The sequence below is a fragment of the Pseudoduganella namucuonensis genome (genome assembly GCF_900116645.1).
In the GTDB taxonomy this organism is placed as follows: domain Bacteria; phylum Pseudomonadota; class Gammaproteobacteria; order Burkholderiales; family Burkholderiaceae_D; genus Rugamonas; species Rugamonas namucuonensis.
On record NZ_FPBO01000034.1, the window covers coordinates 83,902 to 101,600 of the forward strand.

Here is a 17,699-nt window from a genome sequence, read left to right on the forward strand (position 1 = left end):
GCATTTTCAATGGGCCACGCGCCGCAGGCCGAGCGCCAGCGCAAGCATGGCCATCAGGCCCAGGGCGGCCAACGGGCCCGCCGGCAATTCGGCCCGGGCTTCGCTTGCGCCGAAAGAGGGCATGCGGGCGAAGTCCCGCGGGCTGAAGGGACGCTCCTCGAAGATGTAGGGATAGAAGAACTTGCGCAGGCGGGTGTGGAAATCCGCGATGCGCTCCTGGTACGCCAGTTGGCCGCGCAGATCGGTATCGGCTAGGCGGTGCAGCAACACCTGGACGGCGACCGGCGCCAGGAGCGTTCCCGCGCGCCCCGTCCAATCCTCGCGCTCCCGCAGGCTGGCCCGGTACCGCGCGACCTCGTCGGCGACCGCCTGATCCCCCACCTGCTGCATCGCGTAATACCATTTCCAGTGGAAGCGTCCCGTGACCGGCGGCGTGTCCCGCCATTCCGGATGCGTGCGGAAGAATTGCGCGAAGGTGGCCGTTTTGGGCACGTCCCAGCCCTGGTGCACCGCCTGCCGCTGCGCCAGCGCCAGTTCCACCCCCTTGGAGACGGGGACCAGGCGCGCGATGGCGGCGTCGGCCAGCGTTGGCAGCACCATCGTCAGGCCCACCAGCGCGGCGAGCAGGATGGCGGCGCTGGCGGCCGAGCCGCGGGCGTGGCCCGCGACCCAGGCCGTCACGCCGAACCAGAAGGCGAGATACAGCGACGCCACCAGCGCGACACCGGCCAGGCCCGCCGCCTCCGCGCCCGCCAGCGCGCCGCCGGCGGCCAGCGGCGCCAGCGCGGCCAGCCAAACGAGCGCGTAGCGCAGGCCTATCCTGCGCCGCCAGAGCCGGCCCGTGGCCGCCGGCAGCGACGCGAGCAGGCGCAAGCGGCCGGCCTCGCGCTCGCCGGAGATCAGGTCGTGCATCAGCGCGATCACGAACAGCGGCGCCAGATACACCAGCAGGAAGGCGAAGTCGAAGCGGCCGGCCATGGCCAGCTCGGGGTTGATGGACTCCGATTCATACAGCTGCGACTGCAGGCCAAGCAGGCGCACGCGCAGCGAATAGGGTTGCAGGTCGCGCTGGCCGAGCGCGGCGAAGGCCAGCGGAGAGGGCGGATTGACGGTCAGGTGCGGCGTCGAGTAGGCCGCCTGGCCGGCGTCGCCGCCGTCGGCGTACTTCGCCGCGATCGCCGCGACCTCGGCGCGCTGGGTGGCCGCGATGCGTTCCAGCGCCGCGCGCTGCGCCGCGCCGGCCTGCAGCCCGCTCCACACCGACAGCGCCGACAACAGCATCAGCAGCGCGAGGGCGCCGGCGGCGAGGCGGGATTGCAGCACCAGCCGCAGTTCAAACATCAGGTTTCTCATTAGGCGTTCCTTTCAAGGCGGCCGGCGATGACGCGGCCGGCGCCGGCGAGCGCCGCCAGCCAGCCGGCGAAGATGAGTAGCGCGGGCCAGGCGTGGCGCCGCGTCACGGCGCCGAAATCGGGCGGCGGGTAGCTGAATTGCGGCGTGTGCCGCCAGTGCTCCCCGCCGATGCGCTGGTCGCGGTCGTTCTGGTGGCGTATCTGCGTCGCGTGCAGGCGGTTCAGCGCCTGCACCAGCCGGTAGCGGTGGCGCTCGCCTTCGGACAGGAAGCGGATATGGGCATCGAGATTGGTGTCCGCGAGCGCGGTGGACAGGCGGCGCAGCGCGATCGCGGGGCTGAGCGCGGCGGCGGCGTGCGTGAACGCCACCTGCGCCGTTTGCCGTTCGAAGTCCTCGCGCATGAACTCCTCGAACAGGGCGCTGGTGAGCCGTTCGCCTTCCCCGGCCACGAGCCCGCCGTAGTTGACGGGCAGGTCCTCGACCCGCGCGACGCCGTAGGCGGCCAGCGTCTTTTCCCGGAACGCGCGGAAGTGGGGATCGTCCGGATTGTGGCTGTCGCCCAGCGCGGCCAGCCGCGCATGGATGGCCGCCTCGGTCTCGATGCGGCTGGGCCGCTCGTGGCGCCTTTCGGCCAGGTCCGGCATCACGCGCGGCAGCAGGATGGTGGTGACGATCCAGCAGCCCACCAGCGCGAGCAGGGCGTCCCGCGCGCGCGGCAGCGCGGCCGACGCCAGCACGGCCACCACCGCCCAGACCAGCAGGTAGAGCGCATAGCCGGCCAGCATGAGCAGCGCCTGCGCGCGCACGGCCGGCTGCGCCGCGGCGATCGCCGCCAGCGCCGCGAACGCGGGCAGCGCCAGCAGCATGGCCACCGCCGCGTGCGCGGCGGCCTTGCCCGCCAGGAGCTTGCCGGCGCCCGCGCCCTGCGCGAGCTGCAGCCGCAACTGGCCCCGCTCGCGCTCGCGCGCCACGCTGCCGAAGGCGAGGAACGCGATCAGCAGCGGCGCGAGCGTCTGCAGCACGAAGGCCGGCGTCAGTTGCCCGAAGCGCAGCATCAGGGAGGACTGGCTGGCGTCGCTGAAATTGGCGCTGTTCTGGCGGTGGCCTTCTAGGAACAAGGTGCTGCCGGTGTAGGGATCGACGCCGAAGTCGAAGAAGGCGAGCGGGCCGAGTGGCCGGAACACGTACTGGCCGTAGTGGACCATGCGGTGCGGATGGCGGTCGGGCTGCGCTTGCCACTGCTCGTCGGCGCTGTGCTGGAAGCGCTCGCGCTCGGCGTCCACGGCTCGGACGCGCTCATGGCTGACCAGGATGGCAGCCAGCGTCAGCGCCAGCATCAGGACCCCGGCGGCCAGCGCCACGCGGTTGCGCAGCATGGCGCGCCACTCGGCGCGGACGATGGCCGCCAGCACTCCGCCGCCGATGCCGCCGTTGCCGCCGTTGCGCACGCCGCGTCCCCCGCGGACGCCGCCGAATGGCGCGGTCATGCCGCCTCCCGCGTGCCGGCGTAGCGCCGGTACAAGTCGCGCACGTCGAAGCGTTCCGCGCCATGGGCCGCGCACTCGTGGACGATGCGGCCGCGTTCCAGGAAGCCTATCCTGTCGGCCACCTCGGCCGCGCCCAGCAGGTCGTGCGTGACCATGAAGACGGCCGTTCCGCGCGCCCGCAGCGTGTGCAGCAGCGCGTTGAACTCGCTGGAGGCCTGCGGGTCGAGGCCGCTGGTGGGTTCGTCCAGCAGCAGCACCGGCACCGCGCGCGCCAAGGCCAGGGCGATGGCGACCTTTTGCCGCATGCCCTTGGAGTAGCCGCCAAGACGGCGCCGCCATGCGGCGCGTTCCAACCGCACCGCGTCGAGCGCGGTTTCGATCGCGCCCGGTGTAGGAGGCGTCCCGGCGAGGCGCAGGAAGTACTCGATGTTCTCGTGCGCGTCCAGGTGTTCGTAGAGCGCCACGTTCTCGGGCACATATGCCAGTTGCGCGCGCGCCGCGCGCGGATCCGCCGCGACGTCGATGCCGCACACGCGCACGGTTCCGGCGCTCGGCCGGGTGAAGCCGAGGAAGGTGTTCAGCGTGGTCGACTTGCCGGCGCCGTTGCCGCCGAGGAGGGCGTAGATCTCGCCGGGCCGCACCCGGATGCGGAGCTCGTCGAGCACGGGGGATGAGCGGTAGGCGACCGTGACGCCGGCCGCTTCGAGGGCGAATGTTGGGTGGTTCATGGTGACTTTCTCATGTGATGGGTTCAGAACCTGGCTTGCAGGCCCAGCGTGGCGGCGCGCGCGGCGCCGGGCGTGACCCAGGTGCGCTGGAAGGAACTGCTGTAATAGTGGCGGTCGAACAGGTTGTCGATGTCGAGCGAGACCCGCAGGCTGTGCGACAGCTGCCAGTAGGCGACCAGACGCGCCAGCGCGTAGGACGGCAGTTCGAAAGCCGGCGCGCCGCTGGCCGCCTGCGCCCGCGTGCGCCCCTCGCCCAGCCGGCTGGCGCTGTAGGTGACGGCGCCGCCGACACCCACGCGTCCGCCGCCGGCCAGGCGCGCCTCGCGCAGCAACATCAGGCTGCCGTTCAGGCGCGGCACGTTCAGCAGCGGCGAGCCGGCTTCCAGCGTGTTGTCGCTGGCCACGCGCGCGTCGATATAGGACAGGCTGGCGTTGACGCGCCATGCGCGGCCGAGCTGTCCGGCCAGGTCGAAGTCCATGCCCTGGCTGCGCAGCCTCCCCGCGGCGATCGAGAAGCCCGGATGCCCAGGATCGGCGGTGAGGGCGTTGCGTTTGCGGATATCGAACAGCGCCAGCGTCGCGCCCAGTGTGCCCCCGGCGTTCTGCCATTTGGCGCCGATTTCGGCGGCCTGGGCCTTTTCGGGATCGAAGGGGCTGGCGGCGGCGTCGGCGCCGGTGTTGGGGCGGAACGAGCGCCCCGTGCTGGCGTACAGCGTCCACTCCGCGCCGGGCAGGTAGCTGACGCCGACGCGCGGCGAGACCGCATGCGGCCGCTGCGCGGTATCCGCGCCGGTGCGGTTGTTGCGCAGGTCCTGGCGGTACCGGTCGGCGCGCACGCCGGCCACCACCCGCCAGGCATGGCCCAGCACCACCGTGTCCTGCAGGTACAGCGCGCCGGTGCGCTGCCGGTCGGCGGTATCGGCGTTCGGCGCGGGCTCGGGCCGCGGATGGCCATACAGCTGGCCAAGTTCGGGCGCCAGCACGTCGATCGCGTAGGGGCGCGCGGCGCTGGGGTTGGCGCGCAGCATGCGCTGGTCGAAGTCCAGGCGCGACGCTTCCACGCCGGCCAGCAGCTGGTGCGTCACCGCGCCCGTTTGCAGGCTGCCGCCGAGTTCCGCCTGCAGGCTGATGTCGTCGGACTGGTAGTCTCGGTAGCGCCTCTGGCGCCACAGCGTGCGTCCATCCGGCTGCAGGGCGGGCTGCGCCTCGGTCGAGTAGCCGCGCATGGCGCCGCCCAGGTAGGCCAGCCCGGCGCGCGCATGCCAGCCCGGCGCCAGTTCGTGTTCGAGGCTGAACTGGTGGGCCAGGTTCTCCACCAGGATGTCGCCGTCCGCCGGTTCGCCCAGGAAGCGGCCGCGCGGCACGGCGCCCAGCGAATTGGCGACGGCCACCACCCCCCGGTCCAGGGGAGCCTCGTGGCGCAGGAACTCGCCGCGATAGTCCAGGCGCGTCCCCGGCGCCGGCCTCCAGGTGAAGGCCGGGGCGGCCAGCGTCCTGCGGGTGTCGACGTGGTCGCGGAAGCTGCCGCGCCGCTCGTGCGCGAGGTTGAGGCGGTAGGCCAGGCCGTCGGCCAGCGGGCCGGTGGTGTCCAGCGTGGCGCGGTAGGCGCCGTGGCTGCCGGCGTAAAGCTCGGCGGCGCCGGCCGCGCGCCACAGCGGGCTTTTGCTCACCACGTTGATGGTTCCCCCCGGCTCGCTGGCGCCGTACAGCGCCGCAGCCGGCCCCTTCAGGAATTCCAGGCGCTCGATGTTGGCCGTGTCGCGCGGCGCCTGGAAGCCCCGGTTGCCCGCGAAGCCGTTCTTGAGCAGGGCCATGCCGCCGTTGATGTCGCCGGCGAAGCCACGGATGGCGACGTTGTCCCACATGCCGCCGAAATTGTTCTGGCGCGAGATGCCGCCGACATAGTCGAGCGCATCGTCCATGCGCACCGCGCCCAGGTCGTCAAGGGCCTGGCGCGACATGACGCGCGCCGCCTGCGGCAGTTCGCGCAGCGGCAGGTCGGACTTGGCGCCGCTGGCCGTGGCGGCGAGATAACTGTCGCTGGAGCGGCGGCCCACGACTTCGATCGACGCGGCCGACGCCACCGGCGCGGGGGATTGCTGTGCGCGCGCGGTGGCGGGGAACAGGTACAAGGACAGGGACACGGGCAGGGAAAGCGCCATCGCGGCTGGCGCGACACTGGCGTAAATACGGTTCATCTTCTTCTCTCAAACGTTTCATAGGGGCGCAAGGAAGCGCGCGCGGCGCCGGGTGGGCGTGCGTGTTGTCATTGCCGGGACTGGCCGGCGGCATGCGGGATCAGAGGGGAGAGGGCGGGGCGCGCGCGGCGAAATACGCGGCGCGCGTCAGCAGCGGGTCGAACAGCGCGGCGGCGGGGGCGACCGGCACGCGCTGGCGGCACACGGCGGTGTGGAGGATGGACGCGGGCAGGCGGTCCGCCAGCGTGGCCGCGTCGAACGCGGCGCACGAGTGGGTGACGGCCTTGGCGGCCTTGGCGGCGTTAGCCGGCTCGCCGTTCCAGCCGTGGGCGATCCGGTGCAGCAGGCCCAGGCCGGAGGCGAACAGCAGGGCGGCGGCAAGCGCCGTGGCAAGCACGGCGCGCGCGCGTTGCGTGCGGGGTGTGAACATGGGTGACAGCACTTCCGTGTTGCCGGCGGCGGGCGCAAGGCCTCGTCGCGGGCGTCATGAAGCTTGCAGGTACGAGCTCCCCGGCGGTCCGGTGGACGCCGAAGGCCATGCAAGGGCTTAGTGAACGGGGAGGCGCGGTGCGGGCGGCCCATGGCGGACCGGGATGAGGTAGCGGCGCAGTACCACCAGCGCGGGCCGGTGCAGGCGCGCGATGACATAGGCCACGGCCAGCAGCACCGCCAGCAGGACGGGATTGACGGCCGGGAGGTCGGCCAGGGCATGGGCCGCCACCTGGCAGCTCACGCAGTCGGACAGCTGCTCGCTGAGCTCATGCTCGTGGAACGCCGAGCCGACCAGTTGCAGAGCCAGCAGCAGCGCGCACACGCACAACAGCGCACGCCGCAAGGGCGCGCTGAACCGCTGAATCTGAAATGCGCCTGCTGACGAATGCATGGGTAACCGGCCAACCGAAAGGGATTGCTGAATGTGCGCGGTAGTATAGCCCAGCCAGGGGCGCATTCACAACACGGGCCGCCGCAGCGCCCTCCGCCGGCGCGGGAGCTATCCATTTTTTCGCGTCAGCTATGCCAAATTCGCAGTGTGCGGCGCGTGGTTCGGGTTCGATACTACACTCTGGTATTTCTTATACTTTCGCCCGCCCATGCGACCCATTACCCTCCTGCCGCTCACCATGGCCGCGCTGGCCCTGACCCAGCCAGCCCACGCGGACCAACAGTCCGTCCGCGAACGCGCCTCCTTCAACGCCGACTGGCGCTTCATGAAGGGCGACCCGTCCGGCGGCGCCGACGCAGCCCTCGACGACGCCAAATGGCGCAAGCTGGACCTGCCGCACGACTTCGGCATCGAAGGCCCGTTCAAGCAGGAATACCAGGGCGAGACCGGCAAGCTGCCGTGGTGGGGCGTGGCCTGGTACCGCAAGAAGTTCACGCTGCCGGCGGGCGACGCGGGCCGCCGCATCCACCTCGACATCGACGGCGCCATGTCGCACGCGACGGTCTGGGTCAACGGCAAGCGGGTCGGCGGCTGGCCGTACGGCTACACCTCGTTCCGGGTCGACCTCACGGAGCACCTGAAGCCCGGCGCCGAGAACACGCTGGCGGTCCGACTGGACAATCCGCCCGATTCCTCGCGCTGGTATCCCGGCGGCGGCATCTACCGCAACGTGTGGCTGGTGAAGACCGCGCCGTTGCACGTGGCGCACAACGGCACCTTCGTGACCACGCCCATCGTCAAGGCCGACGCGGCCACCGTCGATGTCCAGGTCACGCTGGACAACAAGGGCGCCGCCACTGCGGCCCAGGTCTCGACCGCGCTGTACGCGCTGGACGCGGCCGGCCGCCGCACCGGCGAGGCGCTGGCCCGCAGCGAGGCCTCGGCCTTGACCAAGGTGGGCGCGGGACGCCAGATCCTGCTGGCGCAATCGCTGGAGTTGAAGCAGCCGAGGTTCTGGAGCCCGCGCACGCCGCAGCGCTACGTCGCGGTCACCACCGTGAGCGAGCAGGGCAGGGTGGTGGACGAGGTGGAGACGCCGTTCGGCGTGCGCACCGTGTCCTTCGACGCGGCGCGCGGCTTCTTCCTGAACGGCGAGCACGTGGCGATCCAGGGCGTGTGCATGCACCACGACCTGGGCGCGCTGGGCGCCGCGCTGAACGTGCGCGCGCTGGAGCGCCAGCTCGAGATCCTCAAGGAGATGGGTGTCAACGCCATCCGCACCACGCACAACCCGCCCGCGCCCGAGATGCTGGACCTGGCCGACCGCATGGGTTTCCTGATCGTCGAGGAGGCCTTCGACGCCTGGCGCCTGGGCAAGACGCCCAACGACTACGGCCTGCTGTACGACGAGTGGCACGAGAAGGACTTGCGCGCCATGGTGAAGCGCGACCGCAACCATCCGAGCGTGATCATGTGGAGCATCGGGAACGAGATCCGCGAACAGGGCGAGCCGGAAGGCTGGAAGATGGCGGCCCACCTGGCCGACATCGTGCGCAGCGAGGACCGCACGCGCCTGACCACGGCCGGCTTCAACCACGTCGTCTCCGGCTACAACGGCTTCCAGACGGCGGTGGACGTCGTCGGCTTCAACTACAAGCCCTGGGAATACCCCAAGTTCCACCAGAGCGCGCCCCAGATACCGGTGATCGGCAGCGAGACCGCGTCCACCGTCAGTTCGCGCGGCGAATACTTCTTCCCGGTCAGCGACGACAAGTCCAAGGGCCAGGCCAATTTCCAGGTCAGCAGCTACGACCTGACGGCGCCGCCGTGGGCCTCCGCGCCGGAACTGGAGTTCAAGGGACTGGACGACAACCCCTTCGTCGCCGGGGAGTTCGTCTGGACCGGCTTCGACTACCTGGGCGAGCCGACCCCTTACAACGCCGACACCACCAATGTGCTGAACTTCACCGACCCGGCGGCCCGCGAGCGCGCCGCCAGGGAACTGAAGGAACTCAGCAAGCTCAATATCCCGTCGCGCAGCTCCTACTTCGGCATCGTTGACCTGGCGGGCTTCAAGAAGGACCGTTTCTACCTGTACCAGGCGCGCTGGCGGCCGGAGCTGCCCATGGCGCACCTGCTGCCGCACTGGAACTGGCCGGAGCGCGTCGGCGAGGTCACGCCGGTGCACCTGTACACCTCCGGCGACGAGGCGGAGCTGTTCCTGAACGGGCAGTCGCTGGGCCGCAAGAAGCGCGGCCCGCGCGACTACCGCCTGCGCTGGGACGACGTGGTGTACAAGCCCGGCACGCTGCGCGCGGTGACCTACAAGCAGGGCAAGCCCTGGGCGGAGGACACCGTGCAAACCACCGGCAAGGCGGCGAAGCTGTCGCTGACGGCGGACCGCGACGCGCTGCTGGCCGACGGCAAGGACCTGTCCTTCGTGACGGTGGCGATCACCGACAAGGAGGGACGCACCGTGCCGCGCACCAGCAACCCGGTGCGCTTCAGCGTCAGCGGGCCGGCCGAGCTGGTGGCCACCGACAACGGCGACGCCACCAGCCACGTGTCCTTCCAGTCGCCGGAGCGCGCGGCGTTCAACGGGCTGGCGCTGGCCATCGTGCGGACCAAGTCCGGCAAGGCCGGCCCCATCGTGGTCACCGCCACCAGCGAGGGACTGGGCAGCGCCAAGGTGACGCTCAATAGCAAGCCTTAGGGCCGAGTAAGCCCGAAGGGCGCGGTCCGCCGGATGCGTGCGGGCCCGCGCCGGGCCGCTACGCCTTCAGCATGTCGGTGGCGATCGGCAGCCGGCGGGCGCGCTTGCCGGTGGCCGCGGCCAGCGCGTTGGCCACCGCCGGCGCCAGCGGCGGCACGGCCGGTTCGCCGATGCCGCTCGGGTTGGCGGAAGAGGGCAGGATATGCACCTCCACGCGCGGCATCTCGGCGATGCGCACCGGCTGGTAGTCGTGGAAGTTGGACTGGTCCACCTTGCCGTCGGTGAGCGTGATGGCGCCGTTCAGCACCGTGGACAGCGCGTAGCCGATCGAGCCTTCGACCTGCGCGCGCACCACGTCCGGATTGACGGCGATGCCGCAATCGACCGCGCACACCACCCGGTCCACGCGGAAGGAGCCGTCCGCCTGCACCGTCACCTCGGCCACCTGGGCGACCACGGTGGCGAACGATTCATGCACCGCCACGCCCCGGCCGCGACGCTCGCCGGCCTTTCCGGGCGCCAGCGGGCCGCCCCATCCGGCCTTCTCCGCCGCCAGCTTCAGCACCGCCGTGTGGCGCGGATGCTTGTCCAGCATGGCCAGGCGCCAGGCCACCGCGTCCTTTTTCGCGGCCTGCGCCAGTTCGTCGATGAAGCACTCGGTCGAGAACGCGGTGTGGGTCGAGCCCACCGAGCGCCACCACTGCACCGGCACGCCGATGTCCTCGGGCGTGTGCAGGTCCACCAGCATGTTCGGGATGGCGTAGGGCAGGTTGCTGGCCCCTTCCACGGAGGTGAAGTCGATGCCGTCCTTGATCGCGCCGGCGAAGAAGGAGCCGGCGAGGACGGACTGCCCCACCAGCCGGTGGCGCCAGGCCGCGATCGCGCCCTCGCCATCCAGCCCGGCCGACAGCCGGTGGTGGAACATGGGCCGGTAGTAGCCGGCGCGCATGTCGTCCTCGCGCAGCCACACCAGCTTCACCGGCGCCCGGCCGCCGATGGCCTTGACGATGTGCGCCGCCTCCAGCATGTAATCGAACTCCTTGCTGGCGCGGCGGCCGAAGCTGCCGCCCGCGTACAGCGTGTTGATGCGCACCCGCTCGGGGGCGATGCCGAACAGCTTGGCCAGCACGGCCTGGTCGGCGGTCTGCATCTGGGCGCCGTTCCACACTTCGCAGCCGTCCTTGTCCAGCCGGATCACGCAGTTCATCGGTTCCATCGCGGCGTGGGCGAGGTAGGGGAAGTCGTAGGAGGCTTCCAGCGTGCGCGTGGCGGCGCCCAGGGCCCGCTCGGCGTCGCCGCCGCTGGCGGCAACCTTGCCGGGGCTCTTGGCCAGCTCGCGGTATTTGTCCAGGATCTGCTCCGAGCCGAGCTTGAAGGCGGCGCTTTCGTCCCATTCGACGGTCAGCGCGTCGCGCCCCTTTTTCGCGCTCCAGGTATCCCTGGCGACGACCGCCACCCCGGCCGGGATCTGGACCACGTTGACGACGCCCTTGACCGCCCTGGCCTTGGCGGCGTTGAAGGACTTCACCTTGGCGCCGAAGCGCGGCGGATGCGCCACCACCGCGGTGAGCATGCCGGGCAGGTGGATGTCCTGCGTGTAGACGGCCGTGCCGGTGGTCTTGCCCACGCTGTCGGTGCGCGGCGCGCGCTGGCCGATCAGCTTGAAGCTTGCGGCGTCCTTCAGTTTCACCTCGGCCGGCGGCGCCAGCTCCGAGGCCGCGCGCACCAGTTCACCGAAGCGCGCCTTGCGCCCGGAGGCCTGGTGCGTCACCACGCCGTTGGCGACGGCGATTTCCGCCGCCGGCACTTGCCACTGCCGCGCGGCGGCCTCCACCAGCATGGCGCGCGCCGAGGCGCCGGCCTTGCGCAGCTGTTCCCATGAATTGCGGATGGCGCCGCTGCCGCCGGTGCCCTGGGCCTGGCCCCACAGCAGGTTGTTGTAACGCTTGGCGTCGGCGGGCGCGCTTTCGACACGGACCTGGGACCAGTCCGCGTCCAGTTCCTCGGCCACGATGGTGGCCAGGCCGGTGTAGCTGCCTTGCCCCATTTCCAGGTGCTTGGAGACGACGGTGACGCTGTTGTCCTCGCCGATGCGCAGGAAGGCGTTGGGTTCCAGCGCCTTCGCGGGATTTGCCGCATTGGCCGCCTTGGCGCCGGCGGCCGTGGACGCGGGCAGGTAGACGGCCAGCGTGAGCGCCGCCGCGCCATGCATGAAGCGGCGGCGGCTTTCGTTTTCGATGCGGGTGGTATTGGTCATGGTGTGGTCACCTCGTTACGCCAGCGATGCCGCGGCTTCGTGGATGGCGGCGCGGATGCGGACATAGGTGGCGCAGCGGCAGATGTTGCCGCCCATGGCGTTGTCGATGTCCGTGTCGGTCGGCTTGCGGTTCTGGGACAGCAGCGCCACCGCGCTCATGATTTGGCCGGACTGGCAGTAGCCGCACTGCACCACGTCCAGCCGCTGCCATGCCTGCTGCACCGCCTTGCCGACGCGGCCCTGGCCGACCGCCTCGATGGTGGTGATCTTCTTGCCGGCCGCCGCCGACACCGGCGTGCTGCACGAGCGCACCGGTTCGCCGTCCAGGTGCACGGTGCAGGCGCCGCACAGCGCCATGCCGCAGCCGTATTTGGTGCCGGTCAGCCGCAGCGTGTCGCGCAGCACCCACAGCAGGGGCGTGTCGGGTTCGGCGTCGGCGCGCATCGCCTTGCCGTTGATGTTCAGTGTGACCATGATTTCTCCAAGAGGGGATGCCGCAACGGGAGCCATTGTGTCGCACGCGGGACCTGAACCGTTTGCCGGATTCGCCATCGTTTTTGCACAATCCAACGAGAAGCCGTCGCCAGGGTGAATTTTCCGCCGGACCGGTGCTAGACTTCCCACCCATGAACCTCCACACCGAAAGCGCGGGCGCCGCCACGCGCGCCGCGCTCGCCGACAAGGTCGGCCACGTCGTCCAGCAAGACGGCGACTGCGCCACGGCCGTCCCCGGGCTGACCTTCCACCGCCGCAGCACGGTGACCGCGCCCATGCACTGCCTCTACGGGGTGGGACTGGGCGTGGTGGCGCAGGGCGCCAAGCAGGTCATGCTGGGGGATGAGATTTTCCACTACGGCGCCGGGCAGTCGCTGTTGACGACGGTGGACCTGCCGGTGGTGTCGCACATCACGCAAGCCTCGCAGGCCGAGCCCTTCCTGGGCATGATGCTGGTGCTGGACGGGCGTTTGATCATGCAACTGGCGGCCGAGATGGACCTGCCGCCGGTGAAGGAATACACCTACCGCGCCATGTCCATTGGTCCGCTGGACGAGGAACTGCTGGCGGCCTTGCTGCGACTGGTGCGCCTGCTGGACGACCCGAGGCTGATACCCCAGCTCGCGCCGCTGATCCAGCAGGAGATCACGGTGCGGCTGCTAGCGGGGCCGCACGGGCCGACGCTGCGCCACCTGGTTTCGGCCGGCTCGCCCGGCCAGCAGATCGCGAAGGCGATGGCCTGGCTGAAGCAGCACTTTTCGCAGACCCTGAAAGTGGACGAGCTGGCGGCCAGCGCGCATATGAGCCCGTCGACGTTCCGCCAGCATTTCCGCGCCGTCGCCGGCATGAGCCCCCTGCAATACCAGAAGCAGTTGCGGCTGCAGGAGGCGCGGCTGCTGATGCTGAACCAGAGCCTGGACGCGGGCAGCGCCGGCGTGCGCGTGGGTTACGAGAGCGCCTCCCAGTTCAGCCGCGAATACAGCCGCCTGTTCGGCGCCCCGCCGCAGCGCGACATCCAGCGGCTGCGGCTGGCCTAGCGGGCCCGCCGCCGGCTCAATGCATGGCTTTGAGTTTGCGGATGATGTCCGATAGCCGGTAGGGCTTGGTGATCAGGTCCCACTCGTCGATGTCGCCGCCGTGCTCCCGCAGCGCGCTGGCCATATAGCCCGACGCGAGCAGGATCTTGAGGTCGGGCAAGTGTTCCCGGGCGCGCCGGGCCAGCTCGATGCCGCTCAGGCCCGGCATCACCACGTCGCTGAACAGGATGCGGATGTCGGGCTTGCGGCGCAGCGTCTCCAGCGCCTCGACGCCGTTGTTGGCGGACAGCACCTCGTAGCCCAGGCTCTGGAACAGGTGCACCGCCATGTCCAGCACGTCCGGCTGGTCGTCCACCACCAGCACCTTCTCGGCCGCCTCGCCGCCGTTGACCGCGGTGCCGGCCTCCTCGACGGCGGGGAAGTACAGCGTGATGGCGGTGCCCTGGCCGGGCTGCGAGACAATGCCCATTTCGCCCTTGGCCTGCTGCACCATGCCGTACACCTGGCTCAGTCCCAGGCCGGTGCCCTTGCCGACCTCCTTGGTGGTGAAGAAGGGCTCGACCGCGCGGGCCACGGTGTCCGGCGCCATGCCGCCGCCGGTGTCGGCCACCCGCACCGTCACGTAGCGCCCGGGGGGCAGGCCAGGCGGACACGCGGTTGCGCCGTCCGGCGCCGCCGTTTCCAGCGTGATGACGCCGCCGGCGCCGATCGCGTCGCGGGAATTGAGCACCAGGTTCAGCAGAGCCGCCTCGAACTGGGCCGTGTCGGCCACCGTGTCCGGCAGTCCCGCCGCCAGATTCAGCTCCAGCGTCACCGAGCTTGGCAGAGCGCGCCGCAGCACCGCCTCGAAGCTGTTGATGGCCCGGTTCAGGTTGATGCGCTCCGGCTTCAGCGGCTGCTGGCGCGCGAAGGCGAGCAGCTGCTGCGTCAGCGCCGCGCCGCGCTCGGCCGCGCGCTGCATGCTGTCGATGGTTTTCAGCTGGCCGTGGCGGTCGTGCGTCACGCGCAGCACGTCCAGGCCGTTGACGATCACGTTCAGCAGGTTGTTGAAGTCGTGCGCCACGCCGCCGGTCAGCTTGCCGATCGCCTCCATCTTCTGCGACTGCAGCAGCGCCTCGCGGGTGCGCGCCAGGGCCTGCTCGGCGTCGCGCCGCTCCGTCACGTCGCGGGTGACCTTGGCATAGCCGATCAGCTTGCCGAGCGGGTCGCGGATCGCGTCGATGACGACGTGGGCCCAGAACTGGCTGCCGTCCTTGCGCACGCGCCAGCCCTCGGTCTCGAAGCGCCCCTCGCGCCGCGCCGTCTCCAGGGCGCGCGTCGGCACGCCGGCCCGCTGGTCCTGCTCGGTGTAAAAACGGGAGAAGTGGGTGCCGATCACGTCCTCGGCCGTGTAGCCCTTGATGTGCCGGGCGCCCTGGTTCCAGTTCGTCACCAGCCCCTCGGGCGACAGCATGTAGATCGCGTAATCGGTCACGCCCTGCACCAGCAGGCGGAAGCGCTCCTCGCTGGCGTGCAGGGCCTCCTGGGCCTGGCGCTTGTCCGTGATGTCGCGGGTGATCTTGGTGAAGCCGAGCAGCTCGCCGCCTTCGTCGCGGATGGGATCGATCACCACGCTGGCCCAGAAGCGGGTGCCGTCCTTGCGCACGCGCCAGCCCTCGTCCTCGAACTTGCCCGTTTCCAGCGCGGTCCTGAGCGCGTAGGCGGGGCGGCCGGCGGCACGGTCCTCGTCGGTGTAGAAGCGGCTGAAGTGCTGGCCGACGATCTCATCGTGCGTGTAGCCCTTGAAGCGTTGCGCGCCGGCGTTCCAGGTGCGCACGATGCCCTCGGGCGACAGCATGTAGATGGCGTAGTCGGTGACGCTCGAGATGAACAGCCGGAAGCGTTCGGCCTCGATGATGGTCTCTGCGCTGGTGATCGGTGGTTTCATTGCTGGGGCGGCGTCCATGGTGTCGCAGCGGCGCCATTGCGCCGCTCCTTAGGGATTCTACCCTCTTGCAGGAAACCAATAGTGCGATCGGGATGGCTACAGTGCTGTCATGGACAAACGACCTCCGCTCAGTTGACCGAGGGCATGCCCTCGTCCGGCAGTTCGATCTCGTCCTTCCGGGCCTGGATGGCGGCGCCCAGCTCCAACATGTCCAGATCGGCGTCGCGCGCCTTGGGGAACATCTCGCCTTCCTCTTCCTCGACGTGGTGCTCGATCTGCTCGGACAGCACTTTAACTTTCGCGTCGTACAGGTCCTCGCCCGGGGCCATGCCGATGATCTGGGCGATCAGGTCCTTGGCCGCCGCGTGCTCGACCGTGGCCTCGTCGATCAGGTCCTCGTTCTCGCGGCTGGCCGCGCGCACGGCCGGATAGAAGAGCTCTTCCTCGGCGGTGGCGTGCTTCGTCAATTCGAGGCAGATCTTCAACGCGAGCTTGCGTTTGCTCACCAGCGAGCGGTCGCTGAGCGCCTCGTACTGCTCGAACAGTTCCTTCACATTCTTGTGGTCCTGGGTCAGCAGCTCGATCGCGTCGATGCCGCTTTCCGAGCCGCCTTTGCGCGGCATGGCGTCTGCCTGGGTGGATTGGGTGGCCATGATTTTTCACTCCTGTGGTCAAAGCGGGGCGCGAACGCCCCGTACTGGTTAATTACTTGGAACGCGAACCGCCGCCGGAACCGGAGCCCGAACCCGAGCCCGACGATTTCGAGTCGCTCGAACCGGAGCCCTTGCCGCTGGCGCTGGAAGAGCCGCCCTGGCTGCCGCCCTGATTACCGCCCTGGCTGCCGCTGGACTTGCCGCGCGAGCCGCTGTCCTCGGATTCGCTCTGGCGGTTGCCGTCGTTCTTGTGGCTCATGGCGCCGGCCTTGCGCGCCTCTTCCGATGTGAACTCGTGCGCGTTGCCGGAAGCGTGGGCGGCGCGGCCACCCTCGGCAGCGATTTCACGCTGCTGTTCCGGATCCATCGACGCGAAGCCGCGGTTGCTGGTGTCGTCGCTCTGCTTGGAGCCGCCGCCGCCCGATTTGCCGCCCGAGCCGCTGGAGGCGCTGCCGCCCGAACGGCTGGAGCCTTTGTCGTCGTCCGATTGGTTTTTGCCTTGGTTGCCGCCTTGATTGCCTTGATTGCCTTGATTCGATGCCATGGTGAGTCTCCGGTCTGTGTGGTTGAAGTCGCTTTTGGTCCCTGCCGCGACAAGCTGGGTGGGACGAATTCATCATAGGGCGGGGCCATGGCGGCGCGTGTAGGAGTCGAAGCCGCGCGGTGGTCGGCGCTGGACTGGACAAACTGGAATAAAAATGTTCTAAGTGAACTATTAAATATATCTTTAAACCCGCCTCTTTAAACCCGGGGCGCCACCCCTATCTTCGCGCTGGGCTATTTCTTGTGGAGGACGAGGGTATGGAAGGCCGGTTATCGGATGAGGAATTGGCGATGCTGCGCCTGCTCGACACCGACGCGCCGCATCAGGGGGAGGGGACTGGCGCGCCCAGGCCACCCAAGCGCCTGTTCGAACTGGGGCTGGTGACGCGGCCCGGCGGCGGCGAGCCGCGGCTGTCCGCGCTGGGCAAGCGCGCCTTGTTCCAGCGGCGCTGCATCGACGTCTTGCGCGCGCTGGGGCAGGGCGGCGGCGCCATCGTGGAGGACGACGCGCGGCAATGGCTGCTCACGTGCCAGTTCATCCGCACGGCGCCCGGTGCCAGCGGCGTGGCCTACGCGGTGACGGAACGGGGCCGCGCCTGGCTGGACGACCTGGACCGCGACGGCGCGCATCGCGCGGCATAGCGCATGCGATCGGGGTATGAATCAGTGAACGAAATACGTACACTGATTCTTACCCTTTTCCTGTTCGCCACCTTCGAGGGGAGCTATGCGCATTCTGACATTTAGCGAGGCGCGCGCCGGCTTGACAGCTGTGATGGACGATGTCTGTACCGATCACACCCCCACCGTGATTACCCGGCAAAACGGGGAGCCGGTGGTGGTGGTGTCGCTGGCTGACTTCAATAGCATCGAGGAGACGCTGTATCTCCTCGGTTCGCCGAAAAATGCCCGCCGTTTGATGGCGTCTTGCGAACAGCTGAAAGCCGGCGAGGCCCGAGCACGGGAGCTGATCCGGAATGAAGTGCAAGGAATCGAACAAGGAACAGGCTAGGCAGGCGTCGGTGGCGTTCATGGACCACGCCTGGGAGGATTACCTGCATTGGTAGAATGAATCGCCACGAGTATTGTAGACACTCCTGAGCCATAATTTAGGGCAAAGGAGCAGTTATGAGCGACAAGAGGTACACCGAAGAATTCAAGATTGCGGCAGTCAAGCAGGTAACTGAGCGTGGTCATCCAGTCAGCGAAGTCGCCGAGCGACTTGGCGTCAGCATTCACAGCATCTACGCCTGGGTAAAGCGCTATGAGACGCCACCGGCGGAGCGGGCTGCGGCAGATGCTAAAGATGATGAACTGCGACGCTTGAAAGCAGAGCTGAAGCGAGTAACCGAGGAGCGCGACATCTTGAAAAAAGCCGCGGTGTACTTTGCCAAGACGTCCGGGTAAGGTACACCTTCATCCGGG

The 17,699-nt window shown here is 69.3% G+C and carries 15 protein-coding genes and 1 pseudogene; 5 read left to right on the top strand and 11 right to left on the bottom strand.

Translation table 11 applies throughout. From position 1 onward, the window contains the following. Nucleotides 1–6 precede the first annotated feature (6 nt). The 6 genes from BM436_RS27780 to BM436_RS27805 form a co-directional block, all read right to left on the bottom strand. Nucleotides 7–1,353, bottom strand: a complete 1,347-nt coding sequence (locus BM436_RS27780) for a DUF3526 domain-containing protein (RefSeq protein ID WP_093558877.1) — start codon at nt 1,351–1,353, stop codon at nt 7–9. Then, nucleotides 1,353–2,840 carry a DUF3526 domain-containing protein gene (locus BM436_RS27785; protein ID WP_093558879.1) on the bottom strand — a complete coding sequence of 496 codons (1,488 nt, stop codon included), beginning with the start codon at nt 2,838–2,840 and terminating at the stop codon, nt 1,353–1,355. Before BM436_RS27785 ends, BM436_RS27780 begins: the two co-directional genes overlap by 1 nt. Further along, entirely contained in the window at nt 2,837–3,568 is a 732-nt protein-coding gene (locus tag BM436_RS27790) for an ABC transporter ATP-binding protein (RefSeq protein WP_093558881.1), read from the bottom strand. Before BM436_RS27790 ends, BM436_RS27785 begins: the two co-directional genes overlap by 4 nt. A gap of 23 nt (nt 3,569–3,591) precedes the next feature. Beyond that, nucleotides 3,592–5,766, bottom strand: a complete 2,175-nt coding sequence (locus tag BM436_RS27795) for a TonB-dependent siderophore receptor (protein ID WP_093558883.1) — start codon at nt 5,764–5,766, stop codon at nt 3,592–3,594. Between the two features lie 100 nt (nt 5,767–5,866). Beyond that, nucleotides 5,867–6,196, bottom strand: a complete 330-nt coding sequence (locus tag BM436_RS27800; RefSeq protein WP_093558885.1) for a hypothetical protein — start codon at nt 6,194–6,196, stop codon at nt 5,867–5,869. Nucleotides 6,197–6,313: 117 nt separating this feature from the next. Further along, on the bottom strand, nt 6,314–6,649 hold the full coding sequence (locus BM436_RS27805; RefSeq protein WP_143133329.1) for a hypothetical protein: 336 nt from the start codon (nt 6,647–6,649) through the stop codon (nt 6,314–6,316). A 208-nt stretch (nt 6,650–6,857) separates the two neighbouring features. On the opposite strand from BM436_RS27805, the gene galB reads away from it, so the two are divergent. Next, nucleotides 6,858–9,362: a beta-galactosidase GalB gene (gene galB, locus BM436_RS27810; protein WP_218164943.1), complete on the top strand. Its 2,505-nt coding sequence runs from the start codon at nt 6,858–6,860 to the stop codon at nt 9,360–9,362. 58 nt (nt 9,363–9,420) lie between these two features. Here galB and BM436_RS27815 read toward each other — a convergent pair whose 3' ends face one another. Further along, nucleotides 9,421–11,619: a xanthine dehydrogenase family protein molybdopterin-binding subunit gene (locus BM436_RS27815; RefSeq protein ID WP_093558891.1), complete on the bottom strand. Its 2,199-nt coding sequence runs from the start codon at nt 11,617–11,619 to the stop codon at nt 9,421–9,423. 15 nt (nt 11,620–11,634) lie between these two features. Then, entirely contained in the window at nt 11,635–12,093 is a 459-nt protein-coding gene (locus BM436_RS27820) for a (2Fe-2S)-binding protein (protein WP_093558892.1), read from the bottom strand. Nucleotides 12,094–12,245: 152 nt separating this feature from the next. Between BM436_RS27820 and BM436_RS27825 the strand changes: the two genes are divergently transcribed. Continuing rightward, nucleotides 12,246–13,151: an AraC family transcriptional regulator gene (locus BM436_RS27825; protein ID WP_093558894.1), complete on the top strand. Its 906-nt coding sequence runs from the start codon at nt 12,246–12,248 to the stop codon at nt 13,149–13,151. A gap of 16 nt (nt 13,152–13,167) precedes the next feature. Here the strand turns inward: BM436_RS27825 and BM436_RS27830 are convergent, their stop codons facing one another. From BM436_RS27830 to BM436_RS27840, 3 genes are all read right to left on the bottom strand, one after another. Continuing rightward, a complete protein-coding gene (locus BM436_RS27830; protein ID WP_093558896.1) occupies nt 13,168–15,078 on the bottom strand; it encodes a hybrid sensor histidine kinase/response regulator in 1,911 nt (636 codons plus the stop codon). A 128-nt stretch (nt 15,079–15,206) separates the two neighbouring features. Then, the gene (locus BM436_RS27835) at nt 15,207–15,731 is read right to left on the bottom strand and encodes a hemerythrin domain-containing protein (protein ID WP_093558898.1); all 525 of its coding nucleotides are present in this window, start codon (nt 15,729–15,731) and stop codon (nt 15,207–15,209) included. A gap of 52 nt (nt 15,732–15,783) precedes the next feature. Then, the gene (locus BM436_RS27840; RefSeq protein WP_093558900.1) at nt 15,784–16,275 is read right to left on the bottom strand and encodes a KGG domain-containing protein; all 492 of its coding nucleotides are present in this window, start codon (nt 16,273–16,275) and stop codon (nt 15,784–15,786) included. Nucleotides 16,276–16,532: 257 nt separating this feature from the next. Here BM436_RS27840 and BM436_RS27845 point away from each other — a divergent pair, with 257 nt between their 5' ends. The 3 genes and pseudogenes from BM436_RS27845 to BM436_RS27855 form a co-directional block, all read left to right on the top strand. Next, a complete protein-coding gene (locus BM436_RS27845; RefSeq protein ID WP_143133330.1) occupies nt 16,533–16,916 on the top strand; it encodes a hypothetical protein in 384 nt (127 codons plus the stop codon). A gap of 85 nt (nt 16,917–17,001) precedes the next feature. Further along, nucleotides 17,002–17,286 carry a type II toxin-antitoxin system Phd/YefM family antitoxin gene (locus BM436_RS27850; protein ID WP_093558904.1) on the top strand — a complete coding sequence of 95 codons (285 nt, stop codon included), beginning with the start codon at nt 17,002–17,004 and terminating at the stop codon, nt 17,284–17,286. Between the two features lie 116 nt (nt 17,287–17,402). Continuing rightward, nucleotides 17,403–17,699, top strand: a pseudogene (locus BM436_RS27855) (transposase); the annotation flags it as partial.

Bases quoted from the DNA above. Each gene is read 5' to 3' on its own strand.
- galB (WP_218164943.1), top strand. From the start codon at position 6,858: ATGCGACCCATTACCCTCCTGCCGCTCACCATGGCCGCGCTGGCCCTG.
- BM436_RS27815 (WP_093558891.1), bottom strand. From the start codon at position 11,619: ATGACCAATACCACCCGCATCGAAAACGAAAGCCGCCGCCGCTTCATG.
- BM436_RS27830 (WP_093558896.1), bottom strand. From the start codon at position 15,078: ATGAAACCACCGATCACCAGCGCAGAGACCATCATCGAGGCCGAACGC.
- BM436_RS27800 (WP_093558885.1), bottom strand. From the start codon at position 6,196: ATGTTCACACCCCGCACGCAACGCGCGCGCGCCGTGCTTGCCACGGCG.
- BM436_RS27790 (WP_093558881.1), bottom strand. From the start codon at position 3,568: ATGAACCACCCAACATTCGCCCTCGAAGCGGCCGGCGTCACGGTCGCC.
- BM436_RS27850 (WP_093558904.1), top strand. From the start codon at position 17,002: ATGCGCATTCTGACATTTAGCGAGGCGCGCGCCGGCTTGACAGCTGTG.
- BM436_RS27785 (WP_093558879.1), bottom strand. From the start codon at position 2,840: ATGACCGCGCCATTCGGCGGCGTCCGCGGGGGACGCGGCGTGCGCAAC.
- BM436_RS27795 (WP_093558883.1), bottom strand. From the start codon at position 5,766: ATGAACCGTATTTACGCCAGTGTCGCGCCAGCCGCGATGGCGCTTTCC.
- BM436_RS27845 (WP_143133330.1), top strand. From the start codon at position 16,533: ATGGAAGGCCGGTTATCGGATGAGGAATTGGCGATGCTGCGCCTGCTC.
- BM436_RS27805 (WP_143133329.1), bottom strand. From the start codon at position 6,649: ATGCATTCGTCAGCAGGCGCATTTCAGATTCAGCGGTTCAGCGCGCCC.
- BM436_RS27835 (WP_093558898.1), bottom strand. From the start codon at position 15,731: ATGGCCACCCAATCCACCCAGGCAGACGCCATGCCGCGCAAAGGCGGC.
- BM436_RS27840 (WP_093558900.1), bottom strand. From the start codon at position 16,275: ATGGCATCGAATCAAGGCAATCAAGGCAATCAAGGCGGCAACCAAGGC.
- BM436_RS27820 (WP_093558892.1), bottom strand. From the start codon at position 12,093: ATGGTCACACTGAACATCAACGGCAAGGCGATGCGCGCCGACGCCGAA.
- BM436_RS27825 (WP_093558894.1), top strand. From the start codon at position 12,246: ATGAACCTCCACACCGAAAGCGCGGGCGCCGCCACGCGCGCCGCGCTC.
- BM436_RS27780 (WP_093558877.1), bottom strand. From the start codon at position 1,353: ATGAGAAACCTGATGTTTGAACTGCGGCTGGTGCTGCAATCCCGCCTC.